General features: G+C 51.3%; 16 protein-coding genes. 15 read left to right on the forward strand and 1 reads right to left on the reverse strand.

Annotation, left to right across the window (positions count from 1 at the left end):
- The first annotated feature begins 161 nt into the window (after positions 1–161).
- The 13 genes from urtB (at position 162) to ACQY8X_RS01880 (ending at position 12078) form a co-directional block, all read left to right on the forward strand.
- Positions 162–1769 carry an urea ABC transporter permease subunit UrtB gene (gene urtB, locus ACQY8X_RS01820; RefSeq protein WP_428033431.1) on the forward strand — a complete coding sequence of 536 codons (1608 nt, stop codon included), beginning with the start codon at positions 162–164 and terminating at the stop codon, positions 1767–1769.
- Positions 1766–2938 (forward strand): urea ABC transporter permease subunit UrtC, encoded by a 1173-nt coding sequence (gene urtC / locus ACQY8X_RS01825; protein ID WP_428033432.1) that lies wholly within the window; start codon positions 1766–1768, stop codon positions 2936–2938. The genes urtB and urtC overlap by 4 nt, the downstream gene beginning before the upstream one ends.
- Positions 2935–3768 carry an urea ABC transporter ATP-binding protein UrtD gene (gene urtD, locus ACQY8X_RS01830; protein ID WP_428033433.1) on the forward strand — a complete coding sequence of 278 codons (834 nt, stop codon included), beginning with the start codon at positions 2935–2937 and terminating at the stop codon, positions 3766–3768. The genes urtC and urtD overlap by 4 nt, the downstream gene beginning before the upstream one ends.
- Complete coding sequence (gene urtE / locus ACQY8X_RS01835) at positions 3765–4460, forward strand: urea ABC transporter ATP-binding subunit UrtE (RefSeq protein WP_428033434.1); 696 nt, start codon at positions 3765–3767, stop codon at positions 4458–4460. The genes urtD and urtE overlap by 4 nt, the downstream gene beginning before the upstream one ends.
- A gap of 3 nt (positions 4461–4463) precedes the next feature.
- Positions 4464–5393 (forward strand): urease accessory protein UreD, encoded by a 930-nt coding sequence (locus ACQY8X_RS01840; RefSeq protein ID WP_428033435.1) that lies wholly within the window; start codon positions 4464–4466, stop codon positions 5391–5393.
- Between the two features lie 67 nt (positions 5394–5460).
- Positions 5461–5763 (forward strand): urease subunit gamma, encoded by a 303-nt coding sequence (gene ureA / locus ACQY8X_RS01845; RefSeq protein WP_091356988.1) that lies wholly within the window; start codon positions 5461–5463, stop codon positions 5761–5763.
- Positions 5764–5775: 12 nt separating this feature from the next.
- On the forward strand, positions 5776–6102 hold the full coding sequence (locus tag ACQY8X_RS01850) for an urease subunit beta (RefSeq protein WP_428033436.1): 327 nt from the start codon (positions 5776–5778) through the stop codon (positions 6100–6102).
- A complete protein-coding gene (ureC, locus tag ACQY8X_RS01855) occupies positions 6099–7805 on the forward strand; it encodes an urease subunit alpha (protein WP_428033437.1) in 1707 nt (568 codons plus the stop codon). Before ACQY8X_RS01850 ends, ureC begins: the two co-directional genes overlap by 4 nt.
- A gap of 41 nt (positions 7806–7846) precedes the next feature.
- Complete coding sequence (gene ureE / locus ACQY8X_RS01860; protein ID WP_428033438.1) at positions 7847–8293, forward strand: urease accessory protein UreE; 447 nt, start codon at positions 7847–7849, stop codon at positions 8291–8293.
- Positions 8271–8951: an urease accessory protein UreF gene (locus ACQY8X_RS01865; RefSeq protein WP_428033439.1), complete on the forward strand. Its 681-nt coding sequence runs from the start codon at positions 8271–8273 to the stop codon at positions 8949–8951. The genes ureE and ACQY8X_RS01865 overlap by 23 nt, the downstream gene beginning before the upstream one ends.
- A 38-nt stretch (positions 8952–8989) precedes the next feature.
- The gene (gene ureG / locus ACQY8X_RS01870) at positions 8990–9652 is read left to right on the forward strand and encodes an urease accessory protein UreG (RefSeq protein WP_428033440.1); all 663 of its coding nucleotides are present in this window, start codon (positions 8990–8992) and stop codon (positions 9650–9652) included.
- 29 nt (positions 9653–9681) lie between these two features.
- Positions 9682–10272 (forward strand): HupE/UreJ family protein, encoded by a 591-nt coding sequence (locus tag ACQY8X_RS01875; protein WP_428033441.1) that lies wholly within the window; start codon positions 9682–9684, stop codon positions 10270–10272.
- Between the two features lie 255 nt (positions 10273–10527).
- Positions 10528–12078 carry a GSCFA domain-containing protein gene (locus tag ACQY8X_RS01880; protein ID WP_428033442.1) on the forward strand — a complete coding sequence of 517 codons (1551 nt, stop codon included), beginning with the start codon at positions 10528–10530 and terminating at the stop codon, positions 12076–12078.
- Positions 12079–12120: 42 nt separating this feature from the next.
- Here ACQY8X_RS01880 and ACQY8X_RS01885 read toward each other — a convergent pair whose 3' ends face one another.
- Entirely contained in the window at positions 12121–13047 is a 927-nt protein-coding gene (locus tag ACQY8X_RS01885; RefSeq protein WP_428033443.1) for a LysR family transcriptional regulator, read from the reverse strand.
- 215 nt (positions 13048–13262) lie between these two features.
- On the opposite strand from ACQY8X_RS01885, the gene ACQY8X_RS01890 reads away from it, so the two are divergent.
- Together ACQY8X_RS01890 and ACQY8X_RS01895 are read left to right on the forward strand one after the other, a co-directional pair.
- Positions 13263–13769, forward strand: coding sequence for a TRAP transporter small permease (locus tag ACQY8X_RS01890; protein ID WP_428033444.1), 507 nt, complete (start codon positions 13263–13265; stop codon positions 13767–13769).
- The gene (locus ACQY8X_RS01895) at positions 13762–15060 is read left to right on the forward strand and encodes a TRAP transporter large permease (RefSeq protein ID WP_428033445.1); all 1299 of its coding nucleotides are present in this window, start codon (positions 13762–13764) and stop codon (positions 15058–15060) included. The genes ACQY8X_RS01890 and ACQY8X_RS01895 overlap by 8 nt, the downstream gene beginning before the upstream one ends.
- Positions 15061–15135 lie beyond the last annotated feature (75 nt).

Below are 15135 nucleotides of genomic sequence, written 5' to 3' on the forward strand. Positions count from 1 at the left end.
TTTGCCTGAATCCTTCAGGTTGTGAAAAGCAGGCTTCCATCGGAAGCCTGTATTACAAATAGGCAGGGCGATCAATGGGTTGATTGCCGGGGCGGATTAAACAACACCTCAGCGGTATTGCTTTAAACCGTACAGCTGCCTGACCCGGACGGAGAATTCCTGTGAGATATATAAACGCGATCTGCGCCTGCCTGCTGGGTTTGCTGATCAGTACCAGTGTTATGGCGGAGGTGCCCTCAGAGGCTCAGAAGCCTTTATTGCTGGAACTGACCGAGGTGAAACTCAGCAAGGCGCTGCCTGTGTTGCAGCAGCTGGAAGCCAGTGAAGGGGCTGATATGATGGCTCTGTTCAAGACAATGCTGAACGGCGATCTCTATTACGAAAAAGAGACCAGACGTCTTATCGCAGCTCTCAAAGAGCAAAGTGTTACCCGCTATTCTGACCTGTTTACGGGTGAAGCTCTCAATGAGCTGAGCAAAAGCCAGGTTAAGAAAATAAAAGTCAATAATACCCTGCGGGGCTATCTGGGTGAGGCCATTGCCCGGATGCAACTGAACCACCCCGACTCCGCCGTGAGAAAGGATGCGGTTCGCTCACTGTTCTCCGATCTGGGACCCAATACCATTGAGCTGATTCGCACGGCCCGCCTGAATGAGCAGAGTCGCTCGGTTCAGGAGGTGATGGATGTCGCCCTGGCACTCTATCGTGCTGCACATTCTGCCGATGCCACTGAACGGCTGCAGGCGGTTAAAGACCTTGACGGCAGTCTGGAACCGGAAGTGCGTAACCAGCTGACGCTGCTGGCAGAAAATGATCCCTCCCGCAGTGTCCGCAAAGCGGCGCAGACCGGGCTGGATAAAATTGATCAACAGGCTGAGATGTATGGTTTTATTAATCAGCTGTTTTTTGGCCTGAGCCTGGGGTCGGTGTTGCTGCTGGCCGCTATCGGTCTGGCGATCACCTTTGGGGTGATGGGCGTTATTAATATGGCCCACGGCGAGATGATTATGCTGGGCGCCTATACCACCTATGTAGTGCAGCTGATGCTGCCGAATATGATTGAATATTCCCTCTGGATCGCGGTGCCGCTGGCCTTTATGGTGTCCGGCCTGGCGGGGATTCTGATTGAACGACTGGTGATCCGTCATCTGCATGGCAGGCCACTGGAAACCCTGCTGGCGACCTTTGGTATCAGTCTGATACTGCAGCAGATGGTGCGTACCGTGTTTTCACCCCTTAACCGTCAGGTGGCAACCCCTGACTGGATGAGTGGTTCTATCGAGATTAATCCATTACTGAGTCTGACCCTCAACCGACTCTACATTGTTGCCTTTGCGCTGTTGGTCTTCATGATTCTGTTAATTGTGCTGAAGAAAACCTCGCTGGGTCTGAATGTTCGCGCAGTGTCTCAGAACCGGGATATGGCTAAGGCGATGGGTATCCGTACCGACCGGGTGGATGCGATGACCTTCGGTTTGGGGTCCGGTATTGCCGGTATTGCCGGGGTGGCTCTGAGTCAGCTGACTAACGTCGGCCCGAACCTGGGACAGGCGTATATTATCGACTCCTTTATGGTGGTGGTGTTCGGTGGGGTAGGTAACCTCTGGGGTACGCTGGTGGCAGCCTTTACTCTGGGTGTTGCTAATAAGTTTATTGAACCGGTCACCGGTGCGGTGCTGGCGAGTATTCTGGTGCTGGTGTTTATCATTCTGTTTATTCAGAAGCGTCCTAAAGGGCTGTTTCCTCAGAAAGGGAGGGCGGCAGAATGAGTTCTTTTCTGAGTAACTTTATGAGCTTTTCAAGAATCAACGGTGACAGCAGGGTAGCCCCTTTTGTAGTGCTGCTGCTGGCGGTGACTGCGCTGGCATCCGCCAGCAATCTGCTGATGCCACAGGACTCGGTCTTCTATGTGTCCACCTATACCATCACTCTGTTAGGCAAGTATCTCTGCTATGCGATGCTGGCGCTGGCGGTGGATGTGATCTGGGGGTATTGCGGTATTCTCAGCCTGGGGCACGGTGCGTTCTTTGCCCTGGGTGGCTACGCCATGGGGATGTATCTGATGCGTCAGATCGGTGACCGGGGCGTTTACGGCAACCCGGAACTGCCCGACTTTATGGTGTTCCTCAACTGGAGTGAACTGCCCTGGTTCTGGCATGGCATGGATCAGTTCTGGATTGCGATGCTGATGGTGCTGTTGGTGCCGGGTATTCTGGCGTATGTGTTTGGCTGGCTGGCGTTTCGCTCCCGGGTAACCGGGGTGTATCTGTCAATTATGACTCAGGCGCTGACCTACGCACTGTTGTTGTCGTTCTTCCGTAATGAGATGGGCTTTGGCGGCAACAATGGCCTGACAGACTTTAAAGATATTATCGGCTTTGATCTGCAGTCTGATAATACCCGGGTATCGCTCTTTATCATCACTGCGCTGCTGTTGTGCGGGCTGCTGGTGCTGAGTAAGAAAATTATGCAGACCCGTTTTGGCAAGGTGATCGTGGCGATCCGCGATGGTGAAAGCCGGGCCCGCTTTATCGGTTACCGCACGGAAAACTATAAGGTCTGGTTGTTTGTGTATTCAGCTATGATCGCCGGTATTGCCGGAGCGCTTTATGTGCCTCAGGTCGGCATTATCAACCCTGGCGAATTTTCACCGATCAACTCTATCGAGATCGTTATCTGGGTGGCGGTGGGGGGGCGTGGAACCCTTGTCGGTGCGATTATCGGCGCGATTCTGGTGAACTACGCCAAGACTAAATTTACTGCCATTATGCCGGACGGCTGGCTGTTTGCACTGGGTGCGATGTTTGTACTGGTGACTCTCTATCTGCCGAAAGGTCTGATGGGGCTTGTTGCCCAGTTTAAAGATCAGCAACTTCAGGCGAAACAGCGGAGTGTGAATAACAGTCCGAATGACAAAGCAGAGGAGGGCCACGCATGAGCATACTTGATACGACCCGTGAAGTGATGCGCCGTGATCAGGTCTGGCCGTTTCTGCAAGACCATGATCAGAAGGTGGATATCTCCCATCAGGTGCTGCTCTATGTTGAGGGACTGAATCTGAGTTTCGATGGTTTTAAAGCCCTTAATGATCTCAACCTGTATATCAATGATGGTGAGCTGCGCTGTCTGATCGGCGCCAACGGTGCTGGTAAAACCACGCTGATGGATGTCATCACCGGTAAAACGAAATGTGACAGCGGTACTGTTTATTTCGGTCAGTCGCTGAATCTGTTGGAGAAAGATGAGGCAGAGATCGCACAGCTGGGTATTGGGCGTAAGTTTCAGAAACCGACCGTGTTTGAAGCGCATACAGTGATGGATAATCTGGAGCTGTCACTGAAGTCGAATAAATCGGTGATGCCGACACTGCTGGCTACCCTTAACAGTGCCGAGTATGACCAGATCGACCATGTACTGGAGACTATCGGTCTGAAAGGTGAACGGATGATGTTGGCGGGTTCGCTGTCTCATGGTCAGAAGCAGTGGCTGGAGATCGGGATGTTGCTGATGGCTAATCCACGTCTGCTGCTGGTGGATGAGCCGGTAGCCGGTATGACCGTTCAGGAGGGGGAGCGTACCGCCGAACTGCTGACCTCGCTGGCCGGTGAACGCACCGTGGTGGTGGTGGAGCATGATATGGAGTTTGTCCGCAGTATCGCCCGTACCGTGACCGTACTGCATCAGGGCTCGGTTTTGGCCGAGGGGACGATGGATGAGATCCAGAATAATCAGGATGTGATTGAAGTGTATCTGGGGGAAGCGCCATGATCAGTATTAAAAATGTGAATCAGTTTTATGGTGGCACGCAGATTCTCTGGGATCTTAACCTGGATATTAAACCGGGTTCCTGCACCTGTATTATGGGCCGCAACGGGGTGGGTAAAACCACACTGCTGAAGTGCATTATGGGACTGTTGCCGGTTAGCAGTGGCGAGATTCTGCTGGAGGGGGAAGCGCTGCAGAATAAAAAAGCCGAGTTACGCGCCCCTGCGGGCATCGGTTATGTCCCCCAGGGCCGGGACATCTTTCCGCTGCTGACGGTAGAGGAAAACCTGAAAGTAGGTCTGCCGATCCGTAAGGATGGTGCGAAAGAGGTTCCGGAAAAGATTTTCGAGCTGTTTCCCGTGTTAAAAGAGATGCTGCAACGGCGCGGTGGTGACCTCTCCGGTGGTCAGCAACAGCAGCTGGCCATCGGCAGGGCACTGGTGCTGGAGCCCAAGGTGCTGATTCTGGATGAACCCAACGAAGGGATACAGCCAAACATTGTCAAACAGATCGGAGATGTTATTCTAAAGCTCAATAAGGAAGAGGGACTGACAGTGATTCTGATTGAGCAGAAATTGGGCTTTGCACGCCGGGTTGGCGAAGAGTTCCGGTTGATGGAACGTGGCCGTGTAGTTGCCAGTGACCGCATGGATAATCTGAGTGAGGAGCTGATCCGCCAGTACCTGGCGGTGTAGACTATGACCAGCTTGTCACAACCGACACCGTCTCTGCTGCACGAAGGCTCCCCCGAAACGCCACAACAGACGCAAGCCTCCGCCTGGAATGCTGAGCTTTTTCTGCAGTTTGGCCGCACAGCCCGGGGCACTGTGTTGCAACGGGCTGAACATCAGGGGCCGCTCTATGTGCAGAAAGCGTTTTACCCTGAAGGGCCGGATCTCGCCCAGGTTTATCTGCTTCACCCTCCCGGTGGTCTGGTGTCAGGGGATCGCCTGCAAATCACTGTGGACTGTCGCAGTAGCAGCCATGCGTTGCTGACCACGCCGGGCGCTGGCAGGGTGTACCGGGCGCGTCCCGACCGAACCCTGCAACATCAGATCAATACGCTAAACATCGATGCTGGCAGTTCAGTCGAGTGGCTACCGATGGAAACCATTCTCTATCCCGATGCCTGTACCCGACTGGACACCCATGTCAATCTGGCGGATGATGCCCGGTTCATCGGTTGGGAGATCACCAGTCTCGGGATGCCTAACCAGAATCTGCCGTTTGCTATCGGCACCCTTTCCCAGGCGCTGCAGATCAACCGTAATGACCGGGTTTTGCTGCGCGAGCGTCTACAGATTGATGATCAGAATCGAGCGTTACTGCAGGGGCGTGCCGGGTTGCGGGGTAATCCGGTGACCGGGTTGATGGTGGCAGGTCCGTTTACCCTGGCCGATACACAGACATCGGAACCGATGATTGATGCACTGATCAAGCAACTGCGTCAGCTCGCCGACGAGTGCGATGCACTGGCGGCGGTGAGCCTGACCGGTGAGTTTATGACCATCCGTTATCTGGGCAACCGGACCGATCAGGCGATGAAACTGTTTATCCGTTGCTGGCATGAGATCCGGCCGCAACTGCTGGGGCGCGAAGCCTGCGAACCCCGTATCTGGGCGACCTGAAGAGAAAGAATCCTAACAGCGTTCATCCTGTGAACGCTATGAGCGAGATAAGTGAAAGGGATAGATTATGGAACTGCTGCCAAGAGAGAAAGACAAGTTACTGGTGTTTACTGCGGCGCTGCTGGCCGAACGTCGCCTTAATCGGGGGCTGAAACTGAATTATCCCGAAGCGATGGCCTATCTGACCATGGAGATCATGGAGGGGGCCAGGGATGGTAAAACAGTCGCCGAACTGATGGGCTATGGCAAAACCCTGTTGAGTGCTGATCAGGTGATGCCCGGTGTAGTGGAGCTGATCCACGAAGTACAGGTGGAAGCGACCTTCCCCGATGGCACTAAGCTTGTCACTGTACATAACCCGATCTGCTGAGAGGAGAATAGTATGATTCCTGGAGAGATACAGGCCGTCAAAGGCACGATTGAACTGAACGAGGGACGTAAAACGATCTCTCTTCGGGTGGAAAATCGTGGCGATCGTCCGGTGCAGATCGGTTCCCATTACCATTTTTATGAGGTGAATCCGGCCCTCGAGTTCGACCGTGAACTGGCCCGGGGTTTCCGCCTGAATATTATTTCTGGCACGGCGGTGCGTTTTGAGCCGGGCCAGGGACGTGAAGTTGAACTGGTGGAATATGCTGGTAGCCGCACCGTCTATGGTTTTCGTGGTGATGTAATGGGGCAGCTGGATGCCGGGGAGGATGGCGTATGAGTAAGATGGATCGCGCAGCCTATGCACAGATGTTTGGCCCAACGACCGGTGACCGGGTGCGACTCGGTGATACCGAATTGTGGATTGAGGTTGAGAAAGATTTCACCACCTACGGCGATGAAGTGAAGTTTGGCGGTGGCAAGGTTATCCGTGATGGTCAGGGGCAGAGTCAGTGCTGCAATGATATTGCCGTTGATCTGGTGATCACCAACGCGCTGGTGCTGGATCACTGGGGCATCGTTAAGGGGGATGTCGGTATCCGTGAAGGCCGTATTTATAAAGTCGGTAAAGCGGGTAACCCGGACACCCAGGATAACGTCGATATCATTATTGGGCCGGGTACCGAAGTGATCGCCGGGGAGGGCAGTATTCTCACCGCCGGTGGTATTGACGCCCATATCCATTTTATCTGCCCACAGCAGATAGAGGAGGCCTTGATGTCTGGGGTGACTACCATGATCGGTGGTGGAACGGGGCCTGCAACCGGCACCAATGCTACCACCTGTACACCGGGACCCTGGTATATCGGTAAGATGTTACAGTCAACCGACGCTATGGCGATGAACTTTGGCTTTCTGGGTAAGGGTAACGGCAGCCTGCCGAAACCACTGGAAGAGCAGCTGGAAGCTGGAGCCTGTGGCCTGAAACTGCATGAGGACTGGGGTACAACCCCCGCCTCAATTGATAACTGTCTCTCCGTAGCCGATAAATATGATGTGCAGGTGGCGATCCATACCGACACTCTGAACGAATCGGGCTTCGTCGATGACACCCTGGCAGCGTTTAAAGACCGGGTGATTCATACCTATCACACGGAAGGGGCAGGCGGCGGCCATGCGCCGGATATTATCCGTGCCTGTGCTTATCCGAATGTGCTGCCATCATCGACCAACCCGACCCGCCCCTATACCCGTAATACGGTGGATGAGCATCTGGATATGTTGATGGTGTGTCATCACCTGGACAGTAATATTCCCGAAGATGTCGCTTTTGCCGATTCGCGGATTCGTAAAGAGACCANTGCGGCGGAGGATATCTTCCACGACCGTGGTGCCTTCAGCATGATCTCGTCGGACTCGCAGGCAATGGGGCGTGTTGGCGAAGTGGTCACCCGTACCTGGCAGACCGCCCATAAGATGAAAACCCAGTTTGGTTTGCTGCCGGAAGATGAAACCCTGGGTTGTGATAACTTCCGGGCCCGTCGTTATATTGCCAAGTACACCATTAACCCGGCGATTGCCCACGGAATCTCCCATGAAGTCGGTTCGATTGAGCCGGGTAAACTGGCGGATCTGGTGTTGTGGAAACCGGCATTCTTTGGCGTTAAACCCTCGCTGATTATTAAGGGCGGCATGATCGCCGCGGCGCCAATGGGTGACCCGAACGCCTCGATTCCAACCCCGCAACCGGTACACTACCGGCCGATGTTTGGTTCCTTTGGTCAGGCCCCGGCTAAGACCTCGGTGACCTTCGTCTCTGGCGCGGCATTGGAAAAGGATATTGGTGGGCAACTGGGGTTGAACCGTCGCCTGGTGGCCTGTTCCAATACCCGGAATATCGGTAAGAAAGATATGGTGCACAATGACTGGATGCCGGTTATTACGGTTGATCCGCAAACCTATGAGGTGAGAGCGGATGGCGAGCTGCTAACCTGTGAACCGGCAGACGTTTTGCCACTGGCGCAACTGTATAATTTGTTTTGAGCGAAGCCGTTTTTTAACGCCTGTTTTTTTAAGGAAAAGAGATGCTGGAAGTTTATGAGCGCTTAGGCGATCACTGCCACGAAACGGTCTATACCACCGTCGTGTTGAGTCAGGAACAGAGAGACCGTGGCCGGTTAAAACTGACCGGCGAGAATGGTGAAGAGATCCGTCTGTTTCTGGAGCGGGGCAAACCGCTGCTGGTGGGCGAATATCTGAAAACCAGTTGTGGCAAATTTATTAAGGTCGAAGGTGCGGTCGAGCCGGTAACCCACGCCGAATGTGATGACTGGCATACCTTTGCCCGGGCCTGTTATCACCTGGGCAACCGGCACGTAAAACTCCAGGTGGGGGAGCGCTGGTTGCGGATGCAACCGGATCATGTACTGGAGGAGATGCTGGAACTGTTAGGTCTGACCCTCACCCATCTGGATGATGTATTTGTACCGGAATCGGGAGCCTACAGTCATGGCGGCCATCACCACCACTGATAGCGCGCTGTTAAGGCTGATGCAGCTAAGCAGTGTCAGTCTGCCGGTGGGGGGTTATGCCTTCTCTCAGGGGCTGGAGTTTGCTATTGAGCGTGGCTGGGTCAGCAACGCCCAGCAGGTATCTGAGTGGCTGGAACAACAACTGCTGTATTCGGTGGCGCAGACCGATCTGCCGCTACTGAAACTCGCGATGATCGCCGCAGAAGCAGATGATCAGAAAGGGTTACTGCAGTGCAACGATCTGGCGCTGGCCTGCCGTGAAACCCGCGAACTGCGACTGACCGACAGTGCGATGGGGGAGGCGATGAACCGTTTGCTGGTGAGTCTGGGAATTTCTCAGCCGTTACCAACATCGGGTGAACTGAGCTTTGTTGTTTTGTTCGGTATTGCCGCGCAGAACTGGCAGATCGATTATCCGACCAGCGCTCTGGGATTTCTCTGGTCATGGCTGGAAAATCAGGTTGCGGCTGCGACTAAACTGGTACCGCTGGGGCAGACCCAGGCGCAGCAACTGCTGGGTGAGCTGCAACCACTGTTACCCCAGGCGATCAGTCGGGCAGACGCGGTTACAGACGATGAGATTGGCAGTGGTCTGCAGGGGCTGGCTATCGCCAGTGCGGGCCATGAAACACAGTATTCAAGATTATTCCGTTCCTGACAGGATCAGGCGGAACAGTAACATTCAGGAGCGTTATTTTGAGCACACAACAGCCAGGTAAACCAAAACAAACACTGCGTGTCGGCGTAGGTGGTCCGGTCGGATCGGGTAAAACAGCGCTGCTACGCTCACTCTGTTCAGCGATGCGCGAACATTACGATATCGCCGTTGTCACCAACGATATCTATACCCAGGAAGATGCGAAATTCCTCACTCAGCATGAGGCGCTGGATGCCGACCGTATTATCGGCGTAGAGACCGGAGGATGTCCGCATACGGCGATCCGTGAAGATGCCTCGATGAATCTGGCGGCGATAGATCAGCTGCTTGCCCGTCATGGTGCGCTGGATGTGGTGTTTGTCGAAAGCGGTGGCGATAATCTCAGTGCTACTTTCAGCCCGGAACTGTCAGATCTGACTATCTATGTGATCGATGTCTCCGCCGGCGATAAGATTCCCCGTAAGGGTGGGCCGGGCATTACCCGCTCCGATCTGCTGATTATCAATAAGACCGATCTGGCACCATTGGTAGGGGCATCCCTGGAGGTGATGGATGTGGATGCCAAGCGGATGCGTGGCGAGCGCCCCTTTGTCTTTTCAAATCTGAAAAAGGCGGAAGGGCTGCAACAGATTATCGACTTTATCGTATCCGAAGGGATGCTGGAATCGAAGCAACTGCCGCCGGTTAAGGCAGTTGTCTGAAATTTAATAGGATAGTAAGGAGCACAACAATGAATAAACGCAATCAGTTACGTCTGCTGGCCCTGGCCGGTGCAATGGCACCTCTGTCAGCTATGGCACATACCGGTCATGAAGTGGCCGGTTTTGTTCAGGGTATTCTGCATCCACTATCGGGCGCAGATCATCTGCTGGTGATGCTGGCCGTGGGTCTGATGGCGGTTGGTAAGACGCGTGACATCTCCAGCCGCACCCGTATCGCCGTTCCTGCCGCATTCTTGCTGGCGATGGTCGCGGGTACTCTGCTGGCAATGACCGGACTGAGCGTGCCGTTCGTCGAACAGGGGATTGTGGTTTCCGTGATTGCGGCAGGTGTGCTGCTGGCACTGGCGGTGCGTTTCTCTCTGGTGGCGGGGATAGCTGTCGCGTCAGGTTTTGCCCTGTTCCACGGCCTGGCCCATGGCGCTGAACTGCCACTGGCGGTTCATCCACTTGCCTACATCGCCGGATTCCTGATCACTACATCGGTACTGTTGGTGGCAGGCACTCGTCTGGGCCAGCTGGCTGATAGCTACAGTATGGGTATGGTTTCCCGTATTGCCGGTGTTGCGGTGGCGGCGTTTGGTGTGCTGGCGGCGGTTTGATTAGCAGCAGGTATGTACTCTCCCTGTACCTGATGTTACAGGGAGAGCTTTAGGGGGAAAGCAATGATGATGCGCGGGATGCTGATTTCCACGGAGTATATCTTGAGGAACTGATCTGGCTAAGCAGCTAGCTAAATCTGAACTACTAAAACTGTAGAGAAATGTTAAAAAATACCTGATAAAATTCAATAAATTGCGTTGGTTTTTAAGTGGTGTGTACAGCGTTACGTTAATTTGTTGATGTCTAGGTAAAAAATGGCAATTGAAATTATCTCGGGTGAAAGTGCATGGTCAAAGGATAACCAGAGAAACAAAACCAGACGGTGGCCTTCCAGACGAAACCCTGAACGCTTATACCCCATCGCAACCCCCGAAGCAAAAGTAAGCTTTAAGATTAATCCCGATGAGAAGATTTTTTGTATCGGGTCCTGTTTTGCCAATGAGATAAGCCAGGCGCTATATCGACAGAATTATGATGTGCTATCCATTTTTCATGATTTACCAAAATCAGAGGATAGTCCCTTTAATAACGATTCTGTTTTTCATAAATATAATGTTGCTTCTATCTACAATGAATTGGCATGGGCGTTAGATCCCGAGCAACCCTACTGTCATGATCAAGTGCTGATCAATATCGGTGAGGACATTGTTCAGGACTATCAATTGACCGGGAAGCAGCGAAGTTACAGCCGTGAATTTGGTAAAACATTTCGTGATGCGTTTAACCGCGCATTTTCTGCAATCAGAGAAGCCGATGTCGTTATATTGACTCTGGGCGTCAGTGAAGTCTGGTTTGATAAAGACACACAGCGATATTTGAATGTTGCTGTGCCACATAGTTTGATAAAAACGTACCCGGAACGGTTTGAACTGCATGTATTTGACTATGAAACTACCTCGTTTTATCTGAATGCAATCTATCAGTTGCTGTCAACGCATCTTAAGCCTGATTTCAGGTTGTTAGTTACCGTTTCTCCAATACCGCTTACCTATACATTCAGAGAACAGGATGTCTTTATATCTAACAGTTACTCTAAAGCGGTACTTAGGGTTACGGTAGAGGAGCTTGTCGCGAGTAAAGCCAATGTTAACTATTTTCCCAGCTATGAATTTGTCACACTGAGTAATCCGTCAGCAATCTGGCGTCATGATGATTACCGGCATGTTGATTCAAGTTTTGTTGATTACATCATGGGTAATGTCATGGCTCAATTCACTGATGCAACTGACGCGGACCATGAAAAGAACTTGCTACTTAAAGTTAAGTCTTTGTATTACGGTGGTTTCATTAAGGATGCTAAAAAATTATTGTCGCTAATAAGAAAGGATCAGAAAACCTGCTCTACAGAGGTTTTTCTGCTCTGGACCGCGATGAATACAGGTTTGAGTGGGAAGGTTAAACTACTATTTTTTAAATGTTCTTCCTATCTTAAAACCTATCGTCATCTGAGCTTTGTTCAGCATATCGATTCGGTCTTGAGTATATTCAGGAAGCTATCCAAGGACGCCTTAGTTGGCCATGTAGATCATTGGGACGGTCAGTGTCTTAATGGTTGGGCCTGTAATCAGAACAGCGGTAAGTCGGTTCAGATTAAAGTGCTGCTGGGTAAGGCAGTTATAAAAACAGAGATCCCTGCTTTAGCCCGTCCGGATGTTGCCAGGCATCTGGGGCTCAAAAATGAAAACGTTGGCTTCAAAGTGCCTTTAGATTTGAGTCAGGTGGAGGGACAACTGATCAGGGTTGTGTTCGCCGAGAGTGGTGATGATCTGAACTTTAGTCCCATCTATATCGAAGCTAAAAAGTAGAGAGTATCGTTTTAGTATATTCCTTAACTATGATTCTGCTTGTTATTTTATCTTAAACAGATTCTCTGAACTTTCAGAAAGCTCTTTCAGGCGTTTTTTTAACAGTTTACAAAAATCCAGTGCCAATTGTGATACCGGTCGGGTTGCGGGGTAGATCAGGTTGTAATTAAAGCGTATTGAGGGGGCGAAGGGTTTCACTATCAGGCCCTGTTTTATGAAGCCTATAGCGGTAACCGGATCAACCAGGGATACGCCTGAACCTGAAAGCACATAGCTACAGGCAACATGAGATACCTGAGTATCAAATAGCATTTTTCTGTTTACCTCGGCGTGTTCGAAGACATCATCCACTTTGTAGCGAATACTTTGCTCTGTACCCAGTGATATAAACACCTCATTTTCCAGATCTTCTGGTGTGATAGTCGCTTTACTTTGGAGGCAGTGACCGGGCGGCAAAATACAAACCAGTTCACTGTGCGCCAGTGATTCGGTTTTGATTGCTGGATCAGACACCGCGATTGCAGAGAGACCGATGTCGAAATGCTGAGTGGAGATCCAGTCAGCCACCTGCTGAGAGCTGCGTACCTGCAGTGTCATCGAAATACCCTGATTCTGCTCCATAAATTCACTGGAAACTTTAGGGAGTAACGTATGCGCAAGCGCGGGCATACAAGCTATTCGAAGTGTTCCCCGATGAAATGCTCTTAACTCTTCAGCCGTTCTTGCCAGTTTTTCGATGCCGACAAATGAGCGCTCTATCTCTTCAAACAGAATCTGCGCTTCAGGCGTAGGGATCAGTCTTTTCTTCTGTCGCTCAAAAAGGGGGACTTTAACGGAGTCTTCAAAGTCACTGAGCAACCGACTCACAGCAGGTTGTGATATGTAGAGTATTTCAGCTGCGCCAGTGGTGGTGCCCGCGATCATTACCGCTCGAAATGCCTCGACCTGTCTGAAACTTAGTTTAGCCATTTATGCCCCTCCTGATCCGTTATAAATATAACATTATATTATCAACTACGTAATAATTGGTATTTGATATTATTTGTTTGATTTATGATCATGTAACAACACCAACTAGGGTGCTTCTCCGGAAGCGCTGATTTATGGGCTCCAGCATAGAGACAATAATTATGGAGACGCTGTTCAGATACACTCTGGCGATATTGATCAGTACGGTTGCAGGTATGCAATTCGTACAGGTGATAACCCGCTATGTTTTCGAAACGCCTATTATGGGGCTTGAGGAGATAGCGGTTATCCCGACTTTATGGCTCTACATTCTCGGTGCAGTTAATGCATCCCGTGAAGACACTCAGATCCGGGCAAATGTGCTCGAAGTCTTCCTCAGCACAGAACGGGCACGCCATATTCTTTTGGTAGTGTCTGAGTCGATCAGTCTGGTCATCTCCGTCTGGTTAACATACTGGGCCTGGGATTATTTCAAATATGCGGTGCGGGTAGCAAAAGAGACCCCAACCCTTTATCTGCCAACACTTATCTATGAGTCTGCTCTGTTTATTGGTTTGTTACTAATGACGCTTTATGTGCTGCTGCATCTGTCCAGACATATTCGGGTGTTGCTGGCAGGTAGCGTTGCAGCTGATAAGTTGATTGATCATGAGCATCCTCATACGAGTGAGCTTGATGAGTTTGAGCTGCTGTCACCGAAAGAGGATAGTAACAATGGTTGAAGTAGCACTGTTGGCGTTTGCTGTACTGGTTATTCTGTTGAGTCTTGGCGTACCACTGCCGTACTGTTTTGGTGCGGGTCTGATGGTCATGGTGTTGATTGGCGAAGCGACCTTCAAAGGGATGATGTTGTGGGGCTTTAGTCAGTTGACTAACCCCGTACTGCTTGCAATTCCATTGTTTGTGTTTGCCGGCACGATTATGAGTGTCAGTGGTATTGCCGCAAGTTTATTGAAGTTTGTTAATGTCTTTGTCGGGCGTATCCGTGGTGGATTAGGGGTTGTAGCTTCAATTAGCTGCGCCATCATCGGCGCTATTTCTGGTAGTGGTCTTACTGGTATTGCTGCGATCGGTCCTCTGCTGATCCCAGAGATGGAACGTAAGGGCTATCCCCGCGCTTATGCGACTGCACTGATTGCTAACTCTTCAATACTGGGTCTGTTGATTCCGCCTAGCGTCACCATGATCGTTTATGGCTGGGTAACCGAAACATCTATTCTGGCCAGCTTTCTGGCGACATTGGGGCCTGGCCTGCTGATCATGCTCAATTTTGCCATCGTCAACCTGGTTATGGCGCGTAAGTTTCCACTGGTGATGGACGATAAAGTCTCTTTCAGTGAGACCGTTAAGCTGGCGGGAAATAACACGGTTCATGCGATTCCTGCGTTGCTGATGCCGGTGATTATTCTGGGTGGTATCTATGGCGGCATTATGACGCCCACAGAAGCGGCAGCAGTCGCTGTCATCTATGCCCTGCCTGTAGGATTTATGATCTACAAAGGACTGACCTGGAAAGCATTTCTGGAAGCGGGAAAAGAATCTGCTACGGCAGTGGGTGCGATTCTGATCATGATTCTTTTCAGCCTGATGTTGAGCCAGATCTTTGTGATGGAGGATATCCCCCAGGCGCTGGTTGAATCGATCTTTGAAATTACGCAGGACAAAACAACACTGTTGATTCTGATAACGCTGTTTCTGTTTGCCATCGGCATGGTCGTGAACGATATCACCGCGATCATTCTGACCGCACCGTTACTGATGCCGCTGATGAATGCGCTAGGCGTTAGTCCAATTCAGTTTGCTGCGATTATGGGGGTGACTACAGCGATGGGTGGCGTAACTCCTCCGTATGCCAGCATCCTGTATCTGGGTGCCCGCATAGGCAATGTGAAATTTACCGAAGTGATTAAGCCCGCCATGATCCTGTTGCTATTCGGCTATCTGCCGGTGGTGGTATTGGTGTTGGTCTGGCCTGAGCTGTCTGAATATATTCCGGCCATGCTCGGCTACTAAAAATGATGAGTTACTGAAAAAGCTGAAAATTAAGTTGAAAACATCGTCCGCTGGGACAACAACAAAAACGAGGAA

This window comes from Amphritea sp. (assembly GCF_050300915.1).
GTDB lineage: Bacteria > Pseudomonadota > Gammaproteobacteria > Pseudomonadales > Balneatricaceae > Amphritea.